The organism is Variovorax sp. YR752 (genome assembly GCF_943372545.1).
The window spans coordinates 1-14,811 of the sequence record NZ_CALRZC010000212.1; the positions used below are offsets into that span (position 1 = coordinate 1).

A 14,811-nucleotide genomic window follows, 5' to 3' on the forward strand; every position below is an offset into this window, starting at 1 on the left:
GACTTGCCGCGGTTGTCTGAACGCAGCGACCGCAGGTCGCGAAGTGAGTTCTGCGGCACGACCCCGGCGCGAGCATCGCAGTGGAGTCGGCCTGCAAGGCCGACCGCCGCCGCATGAGCCCACAGCGGGCAGCGCCTGCCGCGACGCTCAAGGAAGGCACGAAAGCAGACGTCCGAGAGTTCGAACGCAGATCGATGTCAGGCAGGCCGCTGCACCCCCGCAGCGCGCTGCGGTACGCCAGGCACCGCGTGCTGGCGGATCGACGCCGCCAGCACCGCCTCGAAGCGCTGCACGATCGCCTCCCAGTCGAGCCGCAGCGCTCTCTCCCGTGCGGCGCGGCCGAGTCGCTCACGCCACGCCGGATCGAAGGCCAGCGCCACAGCCGCCTCGACGAACGCCGTGCTGTCGCCCATCGCCACCCGCACGCCCTGCTCGCCGTCGGCGATCACCTGCGCGGCGGCGGCGTAGTCGAAGGCAACCACCGGCAGGCCGCTGGCCATCGCCTCGGTGGTGACGTTGCCGAAGGTCTCGGTCAGGCTGGGGAAGAGGAACAGGTCGGCGCTCGCGTAGTGGGCCGCCAGGTCTTCGCCACGCCGCTGCCCTGCGAAGACCGCACCGGGGCACGCCGAATGCAGATCGTCCCGCTGCGGCCCGCTGCCCACCAGCACCAGCTTGGCCTGCGGCAGGCGGCGCTCGATGGCGCGGAAGGCGTCGAGCAGCACCTCGAGGTTCTTCTCGCGGGCCAGGCGGCCAACGCAGGTGACCACCAGCGTATCGTCGTCGGCCCCCCAGCTCGCGCGCAGTTCGCGATCGCGCCGCGCCGGCGTGAACTGCTGCGTGTCGACACCGCGCGTCACCACCTCCAGCCGCTCGAAGCCCTCGGCGGCCAGTTCGGCCCTGAGCGAATCGGTGGGCACCATGGTGCACAGCGTGCGGTTATGGAACTTGCGCAGGTAGGCCATGATGGGCTTGCGCAGCCAGCCGACGCCGTAGTGCTGGGTGTAGGTGTGGAAGTTGGTGCGGAAGTCAGAGCACACCGGCAGCTTCAGGTGCAGCGCCGCCTGCAGGGCCGACCAGCCGAGCGGCCCTTCGGTCGCGATGTGCACGACGTCGGGCCGCTGCAGCGTCCACAGCCGCACCAGCGCGCGCTTGGACGGCACGCCCATGCGCAGGCTGGGGTAGCGCGGGATCGGCATGCCGCGCAGCAGCACCTCGTGGAAGCGGTCGCCCTGGCCGGCCAGCTGTTCGCGGGTTTGCCGAGGGCGCAGCAGCTGCACGTCGTGGTTGCGCCGCTGCAGGCCCTCGACCATGCGCGCCACCGTCAGCGAAACGCCGTTGACCTCCGGCGGGTAGGTCTCGGTCACGCAGGCGATGCGCATCGAGCGCGACGCCGCCGGGAAGTGGTCGACGATCAGATCGCTGTCGGGCATCGGATCCATGCGGTGATGGTGACGCTGCCGCGCGACCGTTCGATGACAGCGTGACCGTCACGGCGCTTTCACGCGGCGGCGTCACGATTGCGTCACCCATCAACCGCCTTCGAGGGGAATCGTGAATCACATCCTGCAAGAGCTGCGCAGCCTGCGCTGGGACGACCACCGCTACTACCACCAGAGCCGCATCAACCAGAGCCTGCACTTCGTCAGTGCGATCAGCTTCCTGGTGGCCTACCTGCTGCTGTTCATCGACCCGCCGATGGCCGCGATCGTCGGCTGGTGCGTGTCGATGGTGACCCGCCAGTCGGGCCACTTCTTCTTCGAGCCGCGTGGCTTCGACCAGGTCAACCAGGTCACCGACGAGTACAAGGAAGAGGTCAAGGTCGGCTACAACATGCACCGCAAGACGGTGCTGCTGGCGGTGTGGCTGCTGATCCCCGCCGTGCTGTGGTTCGAGCCCTCGCTGTTCGGCCTGATCGAGCCGGCCGACGGCTTCGCCGGCTTCGTGCACGACGTCGGCACGGCCTGGCTGGCGCTGGCCATCGTCGGCCTCGGCTTCCGCGTCGTGCAGCTGTGGCGGCAGGATCGGCTGCGTACCGGCTTGATCTGGCTGGCCAAGATCCTCACCGACCCGTTCCACGACATCGCGCTGTACCACAAGGCACCGCTGTTCCTGCTGCGCGGCGAGCTGATCGACCCGATGCCGCATGCGCGGCACGAGCGCTGAAGCACCGGGCGATCGGCTCAGAAGCGCTGGCGCAGCATCTCCTTGAGGATGCTGCGCCGGATGCCGCGGTCGGACTGCGCAGCGTCGTGCCACCACCAGCCGTCCGCCTTCATCTGCAGCGCCGCGGCGACGAAGCGCTCGCGCACCTCGTGAACCTCGGCCTGCCCGTAGTTCAGGCTGAAGATCAGCCGCCCGCTGCCCACCCAGCTCAGCGCCAGCCCATGCGCACGCAGGTAGAACTGCAGCATCCAGTTGTAGCGCGAGGGCTGCGTGTACAGCACCGTCCAGATGGTCGACAGGTTGGCGATGCGCAGCGGCACGCCGGCCTCGGCGAAGGCGCGGTTGAAGCTCTCGGCATGACCGTTCCAGCGCTCCTCGAGCCCGTCGTACAACGCCTTCACCTCGGGCCGCTCGAGCCGCTCGAGAAACGCCTGCATCGCCGTCATCACATAGGGGTGGGCGTTGAAGGTGCCTCGCGCGAAGCAGATGTCGGCCGGGCGCTCCTCGCGGAAGCGCTTCATCAGCTCGCGCCTGCCGCAGACCACGCCGACCGGCAAGCCGCCGCCGAGCGTCTTGCCGTAGGTGACCATGTCGGCCTTGACGCCGAAGTACTCCTGCGCGCCGCCGGGGGCCAGGCGGAAGCCGACGAACACCTCGTCGAAGATCAGCACGATGCCGCGCTCGCTGCACACCGCGCGCAACCGCTTCAGCCACTCGGTGTAGCGCGCACGGTCGTAGCCGGCACGGCGCGTGCTGTCGACCAGCGAGGAGTCGCCCGGCGCCGAGCCGTTCGGGTGCAGCGCCTGCAGCGGGTTGACCAGCACGCAGGCGATGTCGCTGCGTGTGCGCAGCACCTTCAGGCTGCGTTCGTCCATGTCCTTGAGCGTGTAGGTCTCGCGCGGCGGCAGCGGGTTGCCGGGGCCGGGCTGCACGTCTTCCCACCAGCCGTGGTACGCGCCGGTGAAGCGCACGAGGTGCGTGCGCCGCGTGTGATAGCGCGCCAGCCGCACCGCCTGCATCACCGCCTCGGTGCCGGACATGTGGAACGACACCTCGTCGAGGCCGGAGATCTGGCGCAGCCGGTTCACGTTGGCCAGCAGCGCCGGGTGGTAGGCACCGAGCACCGGGCCGAGCGCGCGCGCGGCGGCGACACCTTCGTCGATGCACTCCTTGTAGGCGTCGTAGCCGAGCAGGTTGACGCCGTAGGAGCCGGTCAGGTCGTAGAAGCGGTTGCCGTCCAGGTCCTCGACCATCACGCCCGACGAACTCTGCAGGAAGCTGCCGATCTTCAGGTGCTCGCGCAGGTAGGGGCTGTACTGGAAGGGCACGCGGTAGCTGCCGGTGAACTGCAGGTCCGACAGGCCCTCGCGCGCCTGCGCCGTCATCGCAGCGCTCTCCGGATAGCGCTGCGCGAAGTCGGCGCACAGGCGGCGGAAGGCGGCGCGGCGTTGCGCCTGCACCTCGGCCGGCGCGTCGTCGGAGCCGAAGAAGCGCTCCTCGTCGTAGGCGTAGCCCGGGATCAGCGACGCGATGCGCTTGGCCATGCGCGAATGGCCGGCCAGCGAGCGGTGCTTGGCGCGCGAGAGTTCCAGCCTTCGCTTGGCGCGCGGCAGGGTCCAGGCCAGTGCGCCGAGCGCGAGGGCGGAGAGAGCGAAGGTTTCGTCCATGGTTCTTCCGGATGTCGACCATGCGTGTCTACCAGCAACGATTGACAAACTCATGAATGTTCAAGCCCTGAGGCGATTCGTTCAGCAGGAAGACCTCAACTTCCTGCTCACCAACCGTGTGCCTCGCATCGCCCTCACGCGCCTGATGGGCCGCTTCAGCCGCATCGAGAGTCCGTGGCTGGCCCGACTGTCGATTGCGGTGTGGCGCCTGTTCACCGACCTCGACCTGAGCGACGCGAAGCAGCAGCGCTTCGCCAGCCTGCACGAGTGCTTCACTCGCGAGCTCGTGCCCGGCGCGCGCACGATCGACCCTGACCCGAGCGTCTTCGCCAGCCCTTGCGACGCGATCGTCGGTGAATGCGGCGAGGTGGCCGGCACGACGCTGTTCCAGGCCAAGGGCTTCCCGTACCAGATGGGCGAGCTGTTCGGGCCGACGCAGGACAGCTCGCCGTTCCGCGACGGCACCTACGTGACGCTGCGCCTGACCTCGGCGATGTACCACCGCTTCCATGCGCCGCACGATGCGCGGCTCGAGCACGTGACCTACCTCAGCGGCGACACCTGGAACGTCAACCCGATCGCGCTGCAGCGTGTCGAGCGGCTGTTCTGCCGCAACGAACGTGCGGTGCTGCGCATGACGCTGGCACGCGGCGGCCATCCCGTCGCACTGGTGCCGGTCGCGGCGATCCTCGTGGCCAGCCTGCGGCTGCATGCGCTGGACGTGCGGCTGCATCTGACGTACCGCGGGCCGAACGAGATGCCCTGCGATGCGACGGTCGCGAAGGGCCAGGAGCTCGGCTGGTTCGAACACGGCTCGACGATCATCGTCTTCGCGCCGCGCGGCTTTGCTCTCGCGCCGGGGATCGTGCGTGGTGCACGCATCCGCATGGGACAGGAATTGATGAGGCTGCCGGACTGAAATGTTCGCACGCCACCGTTGGTACAGCGCGGCGGGCGGTACCCGGCAGGGGCGATTTGTGGGGTGACGAGAAGCGCAGTGCCCGGGTCGGCGCGCGGCAGCGCGCTTCGTGATCTGACTCGCCGCGACTGTTTGAACGGAGCGAGCGAGGCTCGCGCAGTGAGTTTCGCGGCGCGGCCTGGGCGCGAGCATCGCAGTGGAGTCGGCACGCAGTGCCGACCGCCCCACCATGAGCCCCTGCCGGGTACCGCCCGCCGCGCCGCGCCACGCCAAACCCCACCACCGAGCGTCACGCACCTGTCGCACCACCTTCACGCCCGCGTCACTCCGCACGCAGAGCATCGTGGATCATGAAGACGGTCGACCTGGTCTACTTCAACGCTGGTGGCGGCCACCGTGCCGCAGCGCTCGCATTGCAGGAGGCCATCGCCGCGCAGCAGCGCCCCTGGAACGTTCGCCTGGTCAACCTCACCGAGGTGCTCGACCCTGCCGGGCGTTTCCGCCGCGCCACCGGCATGGACCCGGAGGATCTCTACAACAAGCGCCTCGCGCGCGGCTGGACGCTCGGCCTGGCGCAGGAGCTGAAGCTGCTGCAGGGCGTGATCCGCCTCGCCCACGGCTCGCTGGTGAAAACGCTGCAGCAGTACTGGGCGAAGACCGAGCCGGACCTGGTGGTCTCGCTGATCCCCAACTTCAACCGCGCGCTGTACGAGTCGCTGGCCTGCACGCTGCCCGGCGTGCCCTACGTGACCGTGCTCACCGACATGGCGGACCACCCGCCGCACTTCTGGATCGAGCCCGGCCAGCAGCAGCACATCGTCTGCGGCACCGAGCACGCGCTCGCCCAGGCGCGCGCCGCCGGCTACCGCGACGAGCAGTTGTCGCTGACCAGCGGGATGATGCTGCGGCCGGCCTTCCACCGGTCGATCGACGTCGACCGCGAGCGCGAGTTCATCGCGCTCGGCCTCGACCCCGAGCGCCCCGCCGGCCTGGTGCTGTTCGGCGGCCAGGGCTCGATGCAGATGCTGAAGATCGCGCGGCTGATCGGCGACCGCCAGCTCATCCTGCTGTGCGGCCACAACGCGCCGCTCGCCGAACAGCTGCGTTCGCTGCGTCGCAAGGCGCCGCATGCGGTGCTCGGCTTCACCCGCGAGGTCGGCCGGTACATGGCGCTGGCCGACTGGTTCGTCGGCAAGCCCGGCCCGGGCAGCCTCAGCGAAGCGGTGCAGATGGGCCTGCCGGTGGTCACCTTCTCCAACGCCTGGACCATGCCGCAGGAGCGCTTCAACACCCGCTGGGTGCGCGAGCAGGGCGTCGGCGTGGTGGTGCGCTCGGTGAAGGCGCTGCCGGAGGCCGTCGATGGCCTGCTCGCCGAGCTGCCCGCGTACCGCGCCCGCGTGCGCGCCATCCACAACCGCGCCGTGTTCGAGGTGCCGGGGATCCTCGCCGGGCTGCTGATGCGCTCGGCCGTGCCAGGCACTCCGATCCGCCTGCGGCATCTCTCCGGAGAACTGTCATGACGGTCTGCGTCACGGCCACGAAGACCGCGTCGCCACGCTGCAGCGCGGCGAGAGGCCGATCCACGAACCGGGCCTGACCGAACACCGGTGGCGCGCAACGCCGAGGCCAGCCGGCTGAGGTTGGGGTGGCCCCCGCCTGCCCAACGACGTCAGGGCGCTGCGCCGGCGGCGCTCACGCCGGTGCCGTCTCTGCTGGCGGCCTGACCTCGACCGCCGCCTTCACCTCCATGGCGGCCGGCCGCCACACCATCTCGCCGCGGTCGATGATCTCCAGCCGGCCGTCGTGGTACTCCACCAGCGCGGTGAGGCTCTCGACCCAGTCGCCGTCGTTGCAGTAGAGGATGCCGTCGATCTCGCGGATCTCGGCATGGTGGATGTGGCCGCAGACGACGCCGTGCACGTTGCGCTTGCGCGCCTCGCGCGCCACCGCAGCCTCGAAGTCGCCGACGTAGCTGACCGCGCGCTTGACCTTCAGCTTGAGGTAGCGCGACAGGCTCCAGTACGGCAGGCCCATGCGCGCGCGCACGCGGTTGAACCAGCGGTTGAGCTTGAGCACGAACTCGTAGGCCACGTCGCCGGTGTAGGCCAGCCACTTGGCGCACTGGATCACGCCGTCGAACAGGTCGCCATGGGTGATCCACAGCCGCTTGCCGTCGGCGGTGACGTGGATGCAGTCGTCCATCACCTCGACGCCGCCGAAGTTGTGCGTCACGTAGCGGCGTGCGAACTCGTCGTGGTTGCCGGGCACGAAGATCACCTTTGTGCCCTTGCGCGCCTTGCGCAGGATCTTCTGCACCACGTCGTTGTGCGCCTGCGGCCAGTACCAGGAGCGGCGCAGCTGCCAGCCGTCGATGATGTCGCCGACCAGGTAGAGCGTTTCGCAGTGCACGTCGCGCAGGAAGTCGAGCAGCGCGTGCGCCTGGCAGCCGGGCGTGCCCAGGTGCAGGTCGGAGATCCACACCGTGCGGACGTGGATCGTGCCGGGCGTGTCGTCGTGGTCCATGCGGGGGTCCGTCGTGGGCATGGTTAGACATGCTTGCGCATTCGCGTGACGCCGACATGACCCGCGCAAGACGCCTTCGCGTCCAAGGGGTGTCACAGGGTTTTCACGGGGAGCGACTTCAATCGATGCTCTCGCAACGCAACGGTCGCCGCCATGGCGCCTGCGCATCCTCCCTGGAGTACTGACTTGAATCGCTCACTCATTGCAGCGGCCGTGCTGACCGCGATGTCCACCGCCGCCTTCGCGCAGAGCAACGTCGTCATCTACGGCCTGATCGACCAGGGCCTGATCAAGGGCAACGGCGGCACCGCCACCAACCCGGGCGGCCTCGGCACCTCGGAGGCCTGGACGCTGGGCCAGGCCTCGACCTCGCGCCTGGGCGTGCGCGGCAACGAAGACCTCGGCGGCGGCCTGTCGGCCCAGTTCCAGATCGAGCACCGCTTCAACCCCGACACCGGCTCGGTCAACAGCGCTAACTCGTTCTGGAACGGCCGCTCCTACGTGCAGTTGACGAACAAGTCCGCCGGCGCCGTCTACCTGGGCCGCGAGTACACGCCGGCCTACTTCGTGCAGGTCAAGTCCGACCCGTTCGGCAACGACGGCGTCGGCCAGGCCGGATCGACCGCGCTGTGGGCCAACTACCAGACGCCCGATGCAGTGGGCAACGGCACGCGCGCCTCGAACTCGGTCGGCTACAAGACCCCGAACTTCGGCGGCTTCACGGCGTCGGCCGCGGTGGGCCTGAGCGAAACCACCGGCCTGGGCCGCGTGCAGAGCTTCAATGCGGAATACGCGGCCGGCCCGATCTATGCCGGCCTGGGCTTCGAGCAGGTCAAGGACGGCAGCAGCGACGGCCGCGGTGTCACCAGCCTCGCGCTCCACTACAACTTCGGCGTCGTCAAGCCCATCCTCTACTACGCGCAGAGCAAGACCGACACGAACGGCGACACCAAGTCCAAGGTCTACATGATCGGCGCCACCGCCCCGCTGGGCAACGGCACGCTCAAGGCGATGTACTTCGACCTCGACTCCGACGTCGACAGCCGCGACCGCTCCAAGTTCGGCCTCGGCTACAACTACACGCTGAGCAAGCGCACCAACCTGTACTTCGACATCGGCCAAGCCAAGCAGACCGACCTGGACAACAACCGCGCCTATGCGCTGGGCGTGAAGCACACGTTCTGATCGAGCCACACGCGGCGGCGACCGGGCATCCCCACTGGAGAACGACCATGACCTTCTTCCGACTCCCCTTCGCCGCCGCCGCGCTGGCGCTGGCGGCACTCGTGTCGCCCGCCTGCGCGCACAAGGACCACAACGACCACAGGCGCGACGCCAGCACGCCGATCGAACTCGGCCCGCGCCCGTTCTTCCTCGTCGACGACATGCGCGAAGGCCCGCTCAAGCGCAAGCTCGAGCAGTGCGCGCGCCGCGGCCACTACACCGCGCGCGACTGGTCGATCGGCCACCGCGGCGCGGCGCTGCAATTCCCCGAGCACACCGTCGAGTCCTACGTGGCGGCGGCGCGCATGGGCGCCGGCATCGTCGAGTGCGACGTGACCTTCACGAAGGACAAGGAGCTGGTCTGCCGCCATGCGCAGAACGACCTGCACACGACGACCAACATCCTCGTCACGCCGCTGGCTGCGAAGTGCACCAAGCCGTTCGTGCCGGCCAGCTACGACGCCGCCGGCAAGCTGCTGACGCCGGCCACCGCCGAGTGCCGCACCAGCGACATCACGCTGGCCGAGTTCAAGACCCTGCGCGGCAAGATGGACGCCTCCGACCCGCGCGCCCGCACGCCGCAGGAGTACCTCGGCGGCACCGCGAACTTCCGCACCGACCTCTACGCCGGCCCGAGCAGCGGCACGCTGCTGACCCACCGCGAGAGCATCGAGCTGTTCAAGTCGCTGGGCGTGAAGATGACGCCGGAGCTCAAGTACCCGAGCGTCACGATGCCCTTCGACGGCTTCACGCAGGAAGCCTACGCGCAGAAGATGATCGACGAGTACAAGGCTGCCGGCGTGAGCCCGCGGCACGTCTGGCCGCAGTCGTTCTACCAGCCCGACGTGCTGTACTGGGTGCGCAACGAGCCGGCCTTCGGCCGTCAGGCGGTATTCCTCGACGACGCCGGCACCGTGGCCGACCTGCCGACCTACGGCGAGCTGACGAACTACAAGTCGCAGGGCATCAACATCGTCGCGCCGCCGATCTTCGCGCTGCTGACGACCGACCCGAGCGGCCGCATCGTGCCCTCGGCCTACGCGCGCAACGCCAAGGCGGCCGGCCTGGATATCATCACCTGGACGCTGGAGCGCTCGGGCATCCTGGCCGACGGCAACAACGGCTTCTACTACCAGAGCTTCGACAGTGCCATCCAGCGCGAAGGCGACATGATGACCGTGCTCGACGTGCTGGCGCGCGAAGTCGGCATCCTCGGCATCTTCTCCGACTGGCCGGCCACGACCACCTTCTACGCCAACTGCGCGGGCCTGCGCTGAGGCGCGCGGGCTGACGGCATCGATCGTCGTCAGCCCGTCGCCTCGACGATCACCTGGAGCGTCAGTCGCAACGCGGTCTCGTAGACCGCGTCGATGGCGACGGGCGCCGCGCCGGGCGCCACCTCGACGACCGGGAAGCCTGCAGTCAGCGGCCAGTCCGCCACGGCGAGCAGCGCATCGGAGCCGTCGGGCGCGGCCAGCGTGATGCCGGCCAGGCGGCCGGCGCGGTCGAACACCGGCCCGCCGCGCGCCCCCGGGGGCATCGTCACGCCGAGCGGTCGCGGCCCGGCGGCCGGCAAGCGGCCGAAGAAGCCCTGGCGCAGCAGCGGCCAGGCCGGCTCGGTGTGGTCGGCCACGGCGTGTTCGACGACCGTCGCCGGGCTGCCGGCGAAGGGCACGCGGCTCGCGGTCGTCGCGCCGGCATCGACGGGCAGTGCTGGGTCGAGCGCAAGCAGCGCAAGACCTGCAGGCTCGAAGGCTTGCGTGACGCGGCCGGCGACGGTCTGGCCGAGGCCGTTGCGCAGCAGCACGGCCGTGGCGCCGCGCAACGTGGCCAGCGGGACCAGCGCGCTGCGGCCACCCTGCAGCAAGGTGGCCGTGCCGGCCACGCGCCCCTGGCCAGGTTGCGGGCTGGCGCCGTGGCCGTACGGCGCCGCGCGCAGCGGCGCCGCGAGCAGTGAACCGCTCGGCTGCGGCCAGGGCGCCGCGAGCTGGTCGCGCGCGAGCCGCAGCGCGGCATCCTCCGGCTGGCGCTCCGCCGCGTCGGCCAGCAGCCGCGCAGCGATCACCGACTGGCCGCCGACGTGCAGCAGCCATGCGTAGAGCGCCAGCGCACCGGTGAAGCCGCGGTGCGCCAGCGCGGCGTGCGCACCGAAGGCCAGTGCCTGCCGGTACTGACCGGCCTGCATCTGCGCGCGCACGATCGAACACTCCGTGTCGGGCGCGTGCATCAGCATCGCGGCACGTTGGAACACGTCCTGCGCGGCCAGTGCCTCGCCGGCAGCGAGCAGCGCCTCGCCTTCGGCGAGCAGCCGGGTGCGCTCGGCGGCATCGGCGGCCGCCTCCGGCCCGCCGAACAGGCGGCGCCAGTTCTCGAAGCTGCCGGGCAGCAGCGGCTGTGCCGCCGCACTCCCCGCGGCCGCCGCGAGGGCGACCAGCACGGCACGCCGGCCAGGCCGGCGCGCCTGCTGCTTCGGCAGCGATCCTGTCAAGGCAGGCGCACGATGCGCGGCTTCTTCAGCAGCGCCGAAGCCGGGTCGTGGGCCACTGCCGGTGCCTTGTAGCCCGCCATGTAGGCGACCAGCGCATCGATGTCCTGCGCACCGCCGAGGGCATTCGCACCCTCCAGCAGCACGCTGAAGCCATCGCCGCCGGTGGCGATGAAGTTGTTCACCGTGACGCGGTAGGTGCGCGTCGGGTTGAGCACCAGGCCGGCCTGCACGAGCTGCTCCGGGGCACCGGTCGTTGCCGGCGGCACCACCGTCAGGTCGGTCGGCGTCAGCCAGACGTCCTGCACCTTGCTGCAGGGGGCGGCCGAGGCGCTCCACGAGTAGCTCAGCCCGTTGGAGATCTGCAGGATGCGCTGCGTGGTCTGGCCCAGGCAGCCGACGAACTGCTGCTCGAGCAGGTTCTTGATCTGCGTGGCGGTCAGCGTCATCGTCACCAGGCTGTTGCCGAAGGGCTGCACGGTGAAGGCGTTGCCGTAGGTGACGTCGTACGGATAGCTCGCACCCGCAAACGCGAAACCCGGGTTGCGCACGCCGCCCGCGTTCATGAAGGCCATCACCGCGCCGCCGAGCGCGGCGGGCTGCGTCGCCGCGAGCTGGGCGTCGGCAATCAGGTCGCCGGCGGGCATTTCGCCGGCCGTGTCGGCCGCGTTGGGCATCGCGGCGGTGATCGAACCGATCACCTGGTTGGCCAGCGGCGACACCGCGGTGCGGTAGGCGTCGACGGTCTGCTTGACCTGCGGGTTGGCGGCGATGCGCGCGGCGATGTCCGGGTCGGTGCGGTCGACGAGGCGGTTGACCGGCGCGACGGCAATCACGTCGCCGCTGCGGCGGTCGATCTGCACGTCGATCTCGGTCAGCACGCGGCCGAAGGCGCTGGCGCTGGTCACCGGGATCAGCCGGCCGCGCTTGTTGGGCAGGCCGGTCGCACGCGGGGTGGCCACCGGCGCGCCGCTGACGGCGACGACATCGACCGTCTTTGCCGAGCAGTTGTAGGCGGCATGGGTGTGGCCGCTGATCACCAGGTCGACGGCGTTGTCCAGTCGCGCCACGATCTTGCGGATGTCGCTGTCGCTGCCGTCGCCGTTCTTCAGGTCGCCCAGGCAGCCGTTGATGTCGCTGGCATTGCCCGCGCCGTTCTGGAAGCCGCCCTGGTGCACCAGCACGACGATCGCCTCGACGCCCTTGCGGCGCAGCTCGGGCACCAGCGCGTTGACGGTGTCGGCCTCGTCGCGGAACTCGAGCCCGGCCACGCCCACCGGCGTGACGATGGTCGGCGTCGCCTTCAGCGTCATGCCGATGAAGGCCACGCGCACGCCGCCCTCGAACTCCTTGATGCCGTAGGGGCGCAGCAGCGGCCGGCCGGTGTCCTGGCGAATCACGTTGGCCGACAGCCATTTGAACCTCGCGCCGTCGAAGCTGCCCGGCGCGATCGAGCCGAAGCCCTTGCAGCTGTTCGGATCGGGCACGCCGGCGACGATCTTGCAGCCGCCCTTCTGCAGGCGCAGCAGTTCGGCCGAGCCCTTGTCGAACTCGTGGTTGCCGACCGCGTTGAACTCCAGGCCGATCTGGTTCAGCGTCTCGACCGAGGGCTCGTCGAAGAACAGCGAGGAGATCAGCGGCGTCGCGCCGATGAAGTCGCCGGCGCCGACGACGACGTGGTTCGGGTTGGCCTCCTTCATGCGCTGCACATAGGCCGCCATGTACTCGGCGCCGCCGACGGCCGGCCGCTGCGCAGCCGGCACCGTGGTGTTGAGGCCGAAGGTGCCCGGCGTCTCGAGGTTGCCGTGGTAGTCGTTGAAGCCGATGATCTTCACGCTCACCGGGCGCTTGGGGTGCTTGTCACGGCCCCAGCCCCAGCCTCGACTGTCGCCACGGTCGTTGTCGCGGTCATTGGCCAGCGCGGTGCCGGCGAGCACGGCGAGGGCGGTCGCGGCGCACAGCGCGCGAACGGTGAGCTTCATGGTCATTCCTCCAGGTCGGTTTGCCGCGCAGGTTCTCAGCCCGGCATGACAGGGGCGTGACGAGGCTGCTGCCGTCATCGACGTTTCACAGGCAGCGACAAGACTCGCCGGCATCCCCGCCGTCTTGAAAGGTCTGCCCATGAGTCACCCCAATCGCCGCGAGTTCATGCGCACCGTTGCCGTCGGCTCGATGGCCGTCGGCGGCGCCGTCGCGCTCAGCGGCTGCGAGCTCGGCGGCTTCGAGTTCCTGCACGGCGTCGCCAGCGGCGACCCGCTCGCGCACCGCGTGATCCTGTGGACGCGCATCAGCGCCGACGCGGCCATGCAGGAGATCTGGACCAAGCTCGAGGCCGAGGCAGCCGGCAACCTGCAGGCCCGCCAGCGCTGGCTGGAGTCGCGCCGCGTGCCGGTGCAGTGGGAGGTCGCGCGCGACGCAGGCTTCCGCGAGCTGATCGCGCGAGGGATTGCACTGGCGCGTGCCGAGGGCGACTTCACGGTCAAGGTCGACGTGGGCGCGCTGCGCCCTGCCACCACCTACTACTACCGCTTCAACTGCCTGGGCGCGCTGTCGCCGATCGGCCGCACGCGCACGCTGCCCAGCGGCCGCGTCGACCAGGTGCGCCTGGCCGTGGTGTCCTGCTCGAACTACCCGGCGGGCTTCTTCAACGTCTATGCGCGCATTGCCGAACGCGACGACCTCGACGCCGTGCTGCACCTGGGCGACTACCTGTACGAGTACGACGCCGCGGGCTATGCGTCAGGGCAGGCGGCACAGCTCGACCGCGTGGTCGAGCCGGCGACGGAGTTGCTGTCGCTGGCCGACTACCGCACCCGCCACGCGCAGTACCGCAGCGACCCGGATGCGCAGGCGATGCACGCCGCGCTGCCGATGATCGCCGTCTGGGACGACCACGAGATCGCCAACGACACCTGGAAGAACGGCGCCGAGAACCACAGCCCGGCCACCGAAGGCGAGTGGAAGCTTCGCCGTGCCGCGGCCATCCGTGCCTATCACGAGTGGATGCCGACCCGCCTGCCCGACGCCGCCCGGCCCGAGCGCATCTTCCGCAGCTTCGACTTCGGCGACCTGGTCTCGCTGCACATGCTCGACACGCGGGTCATCGGCCGCGACGAGCAGTTCGACCTGACCGACTTCATCGGCGCCACCGGCTTCGACGGGGCCGCCTTCGCGGCGGCGATCGGCGATCCGGCGCGCCAGTTGCTCGGCGTCGAGCAGATGGCCTGGTTGCAGACGCAGCTCGCCCGCTCCCATGCCCGGTGGCAGGTGCTCGGCCAGCAGGTGCTCATGGGCCGCATGAACGTGCCGCTGCCGCTGCTGCTGGGCACACCGGTGTCGGTCTATGCGGCCGCCGCGGCCAAGGCGCAGGCCGGGCTGCCGCTGACGCCGCAGGAGCAGGCGCTGCTGGCCCAGCCCGCGCTGCCGTACAACCTCGACGCCTGGGACGGCTACGCCGCGGCGCGCGAAGCGGTGTTCGGCTATGCGCGCGCGCTGGATCGCAACCTCGTGGTGCTGTCCGGCGACACGCACAACGCCTGGGCCAATGACCTGGTGGATGCACAGGGCGTGGCGATCGGCGTCGAGTTCGCGACGCCCTCCGTCACCTCGCCGGGCTTCGAGACCATCTTCCCCGACGAGCAGCCGCTCGCCTTCGCCGGCGCGCTGCAGCAACTGATCGGGCCGCTGGTCTATGCCGACACCAGCCGGCGCGGCTACATGGTGGTCAGCGCGACGCGCGAGGAGGTGCAGGCGCAGTGGGTCTACGTCGACACCATCGCGACGCGGGGCGGAACGGCCGAGGTGGGCCGCACGCTGCGCACGCTGCCCGG

The 14,811-nt window shown here is 70.0% G+C and carries 11 protein-coding genes; 6 read left to right on the forward strand and 5 right to left on the reverse strand.

From position 1 onward, the window contains the following. Positions 1-197 precede the first annotated feature (197 nt). Positions 198-1,430: a glycosyltransferase family 1 protein gene (locus tag AAG801_RS32870; RefSeq protein ID WP_341892183.1), complete on the reverse strand. Its 1,233-nt coding sequence runs from the start codon at positions 1,428-1,430 to the stop codon at positions 198-200. Between the two features lie 121 nt (positions 1,431-1,551). Between AAG801_RS32870 and AAG801_RS32875 the strand changes: the two genes are divergently transcribed. Beyond that, positions 1,552-2,163: a hypothetical protein gene (locus AAG801_RS32875; RefSeq protein WP_341892184.1), complete on the forward strand. Its 612-nt coding sequence runs from the start codon at positions 1,552-1,554 to the stop codon at positions 2,161-2,163. Positions 2,164-2,180: 17 nt separating this feature from the next. On the opposite strand, the gene AAG801_RS32880 is transcribed toward AAG801_RS32875, so the two are convergent. Next, the gene (locus tag AAG801_RS32880) at positions 2,181-3,830 is read right to left on the reverse strand and encodes an aminotransferase class III-fold pyridoxal phosphate-dependent enzyme (RefSeq protein WP_341892185.1); all 1,650 of its coding nucleotides are present in this window, start codon (positions 3,828-3,830) and stop codon (positions 2,181-2,183) included. Positions 3,831-3,882: 52 nt separating this feature from the next. Between AAG801_RS32880 and asd the strand changes: the two genes are divergently transcribed. Continuing rightward, positions 3,883-4,749: an archaetidylserine decarboxylase gene (gene asd / locus AAG801_RS32885; protein WP_341892186.1), complete on the forward strand. Its 867-nt coding sequence runs from the start codon at positions 3,883-3,885 to the stop codon at positions 4,747-4,749. A 350-nt stretch (positions 4,750-5,099) separates the two neighbouring features. Further along, entirely contained in the window at positions 5,100-6,269 is a 1,170-nt protein-coding gene (locus AAG801_RS32890; protein WP_341892187.1) for a glycosyltransferase, read from the forward strand. Positions 6,270-6,441: 172 nt separating this feature from the next. Here AAG801_RS32890 and AAG801_RS32895 read toward each other — a convergent pair whose 3' ends face one another. Next, on the reverse strand, positions 6,442-7,293 hold the full coding sequence (locus AAG801_RS32895) for a UDP-2,3-diacylglucosamine diphosphatase (protein WP_341892188.1): 852 nt from the start codon (positions 7,291-7,293) through the stop codon (positions 6,442-6,444). Between the two features lie 165 nt (positions 7,294-7,458). Between AAG801_RS32895 and AAG801_RS32900 the strand changes: the two genes are divergently transcribed. Next, complete coding sequence (locus AAG801_RS32900; RefSeq protein ID WP_341892189.1) at positions 7,459-8,457, forward strand: porin; 999 nt, start codon at positions 7,459-7,461, stop codon at positions 8,455-8,457. Between the two features lie 47 nt (positions 8,458-8,504). After that, entirely contained in the window at positions 8,505-9,773 is a 1,269-nt protein-coding gene (locus tag AAG801_RS32905) for a glycerophosphodiester phosphodiesterase family protein (protein ID WP_341892190.1), read from the forward strand. A gap of 29 nt (positions 9,774-9,802) precedes the next feature. Here the strand turns inward: AAG801_RS32905 and AAG801_RS32910 are convergent, their stop codons facing one another. Continuing rightward, a complete protein-coding gene (locus tag AAG801_RS32910) occupies positions 9,803-10,984 on the reverse strand; it encodes a hypothetical protein (protein ID WP_341892191.1) in 1,182 nt (393 codons plus the stop codon). Beyond that, positions 10,981-12,963: a bifunctional metallophosphatase/5'-nucleotidase gene (locus tag AAG801_RS32915; RefSeq protein WP_341892192.1), complete on the reverse strand. Its 1,983-nt coding sequence runs from the start codon at positions 12,961-12,963 to the stop codon at positions 10,981-10,983. Before AAG801_RS32915 ends, AAG801_RS32910 begins: the two co-directional genes overlap by 4 nt. A 139-nt stretch (positions 12,964-13,102) precedes the next feature. Here AAG801_RS32915 and AAG801_RS32920 point away from each other — a divergent pair. Then, a partial coding sequence (locus AAG801_RS32920) for an alkaline phosphatase D family protein (RefSeq protein ID WP_341892193.1) occupies positions 13,103-14,811 on the forward strand: 1,709 nt, incomplete at its 3' end.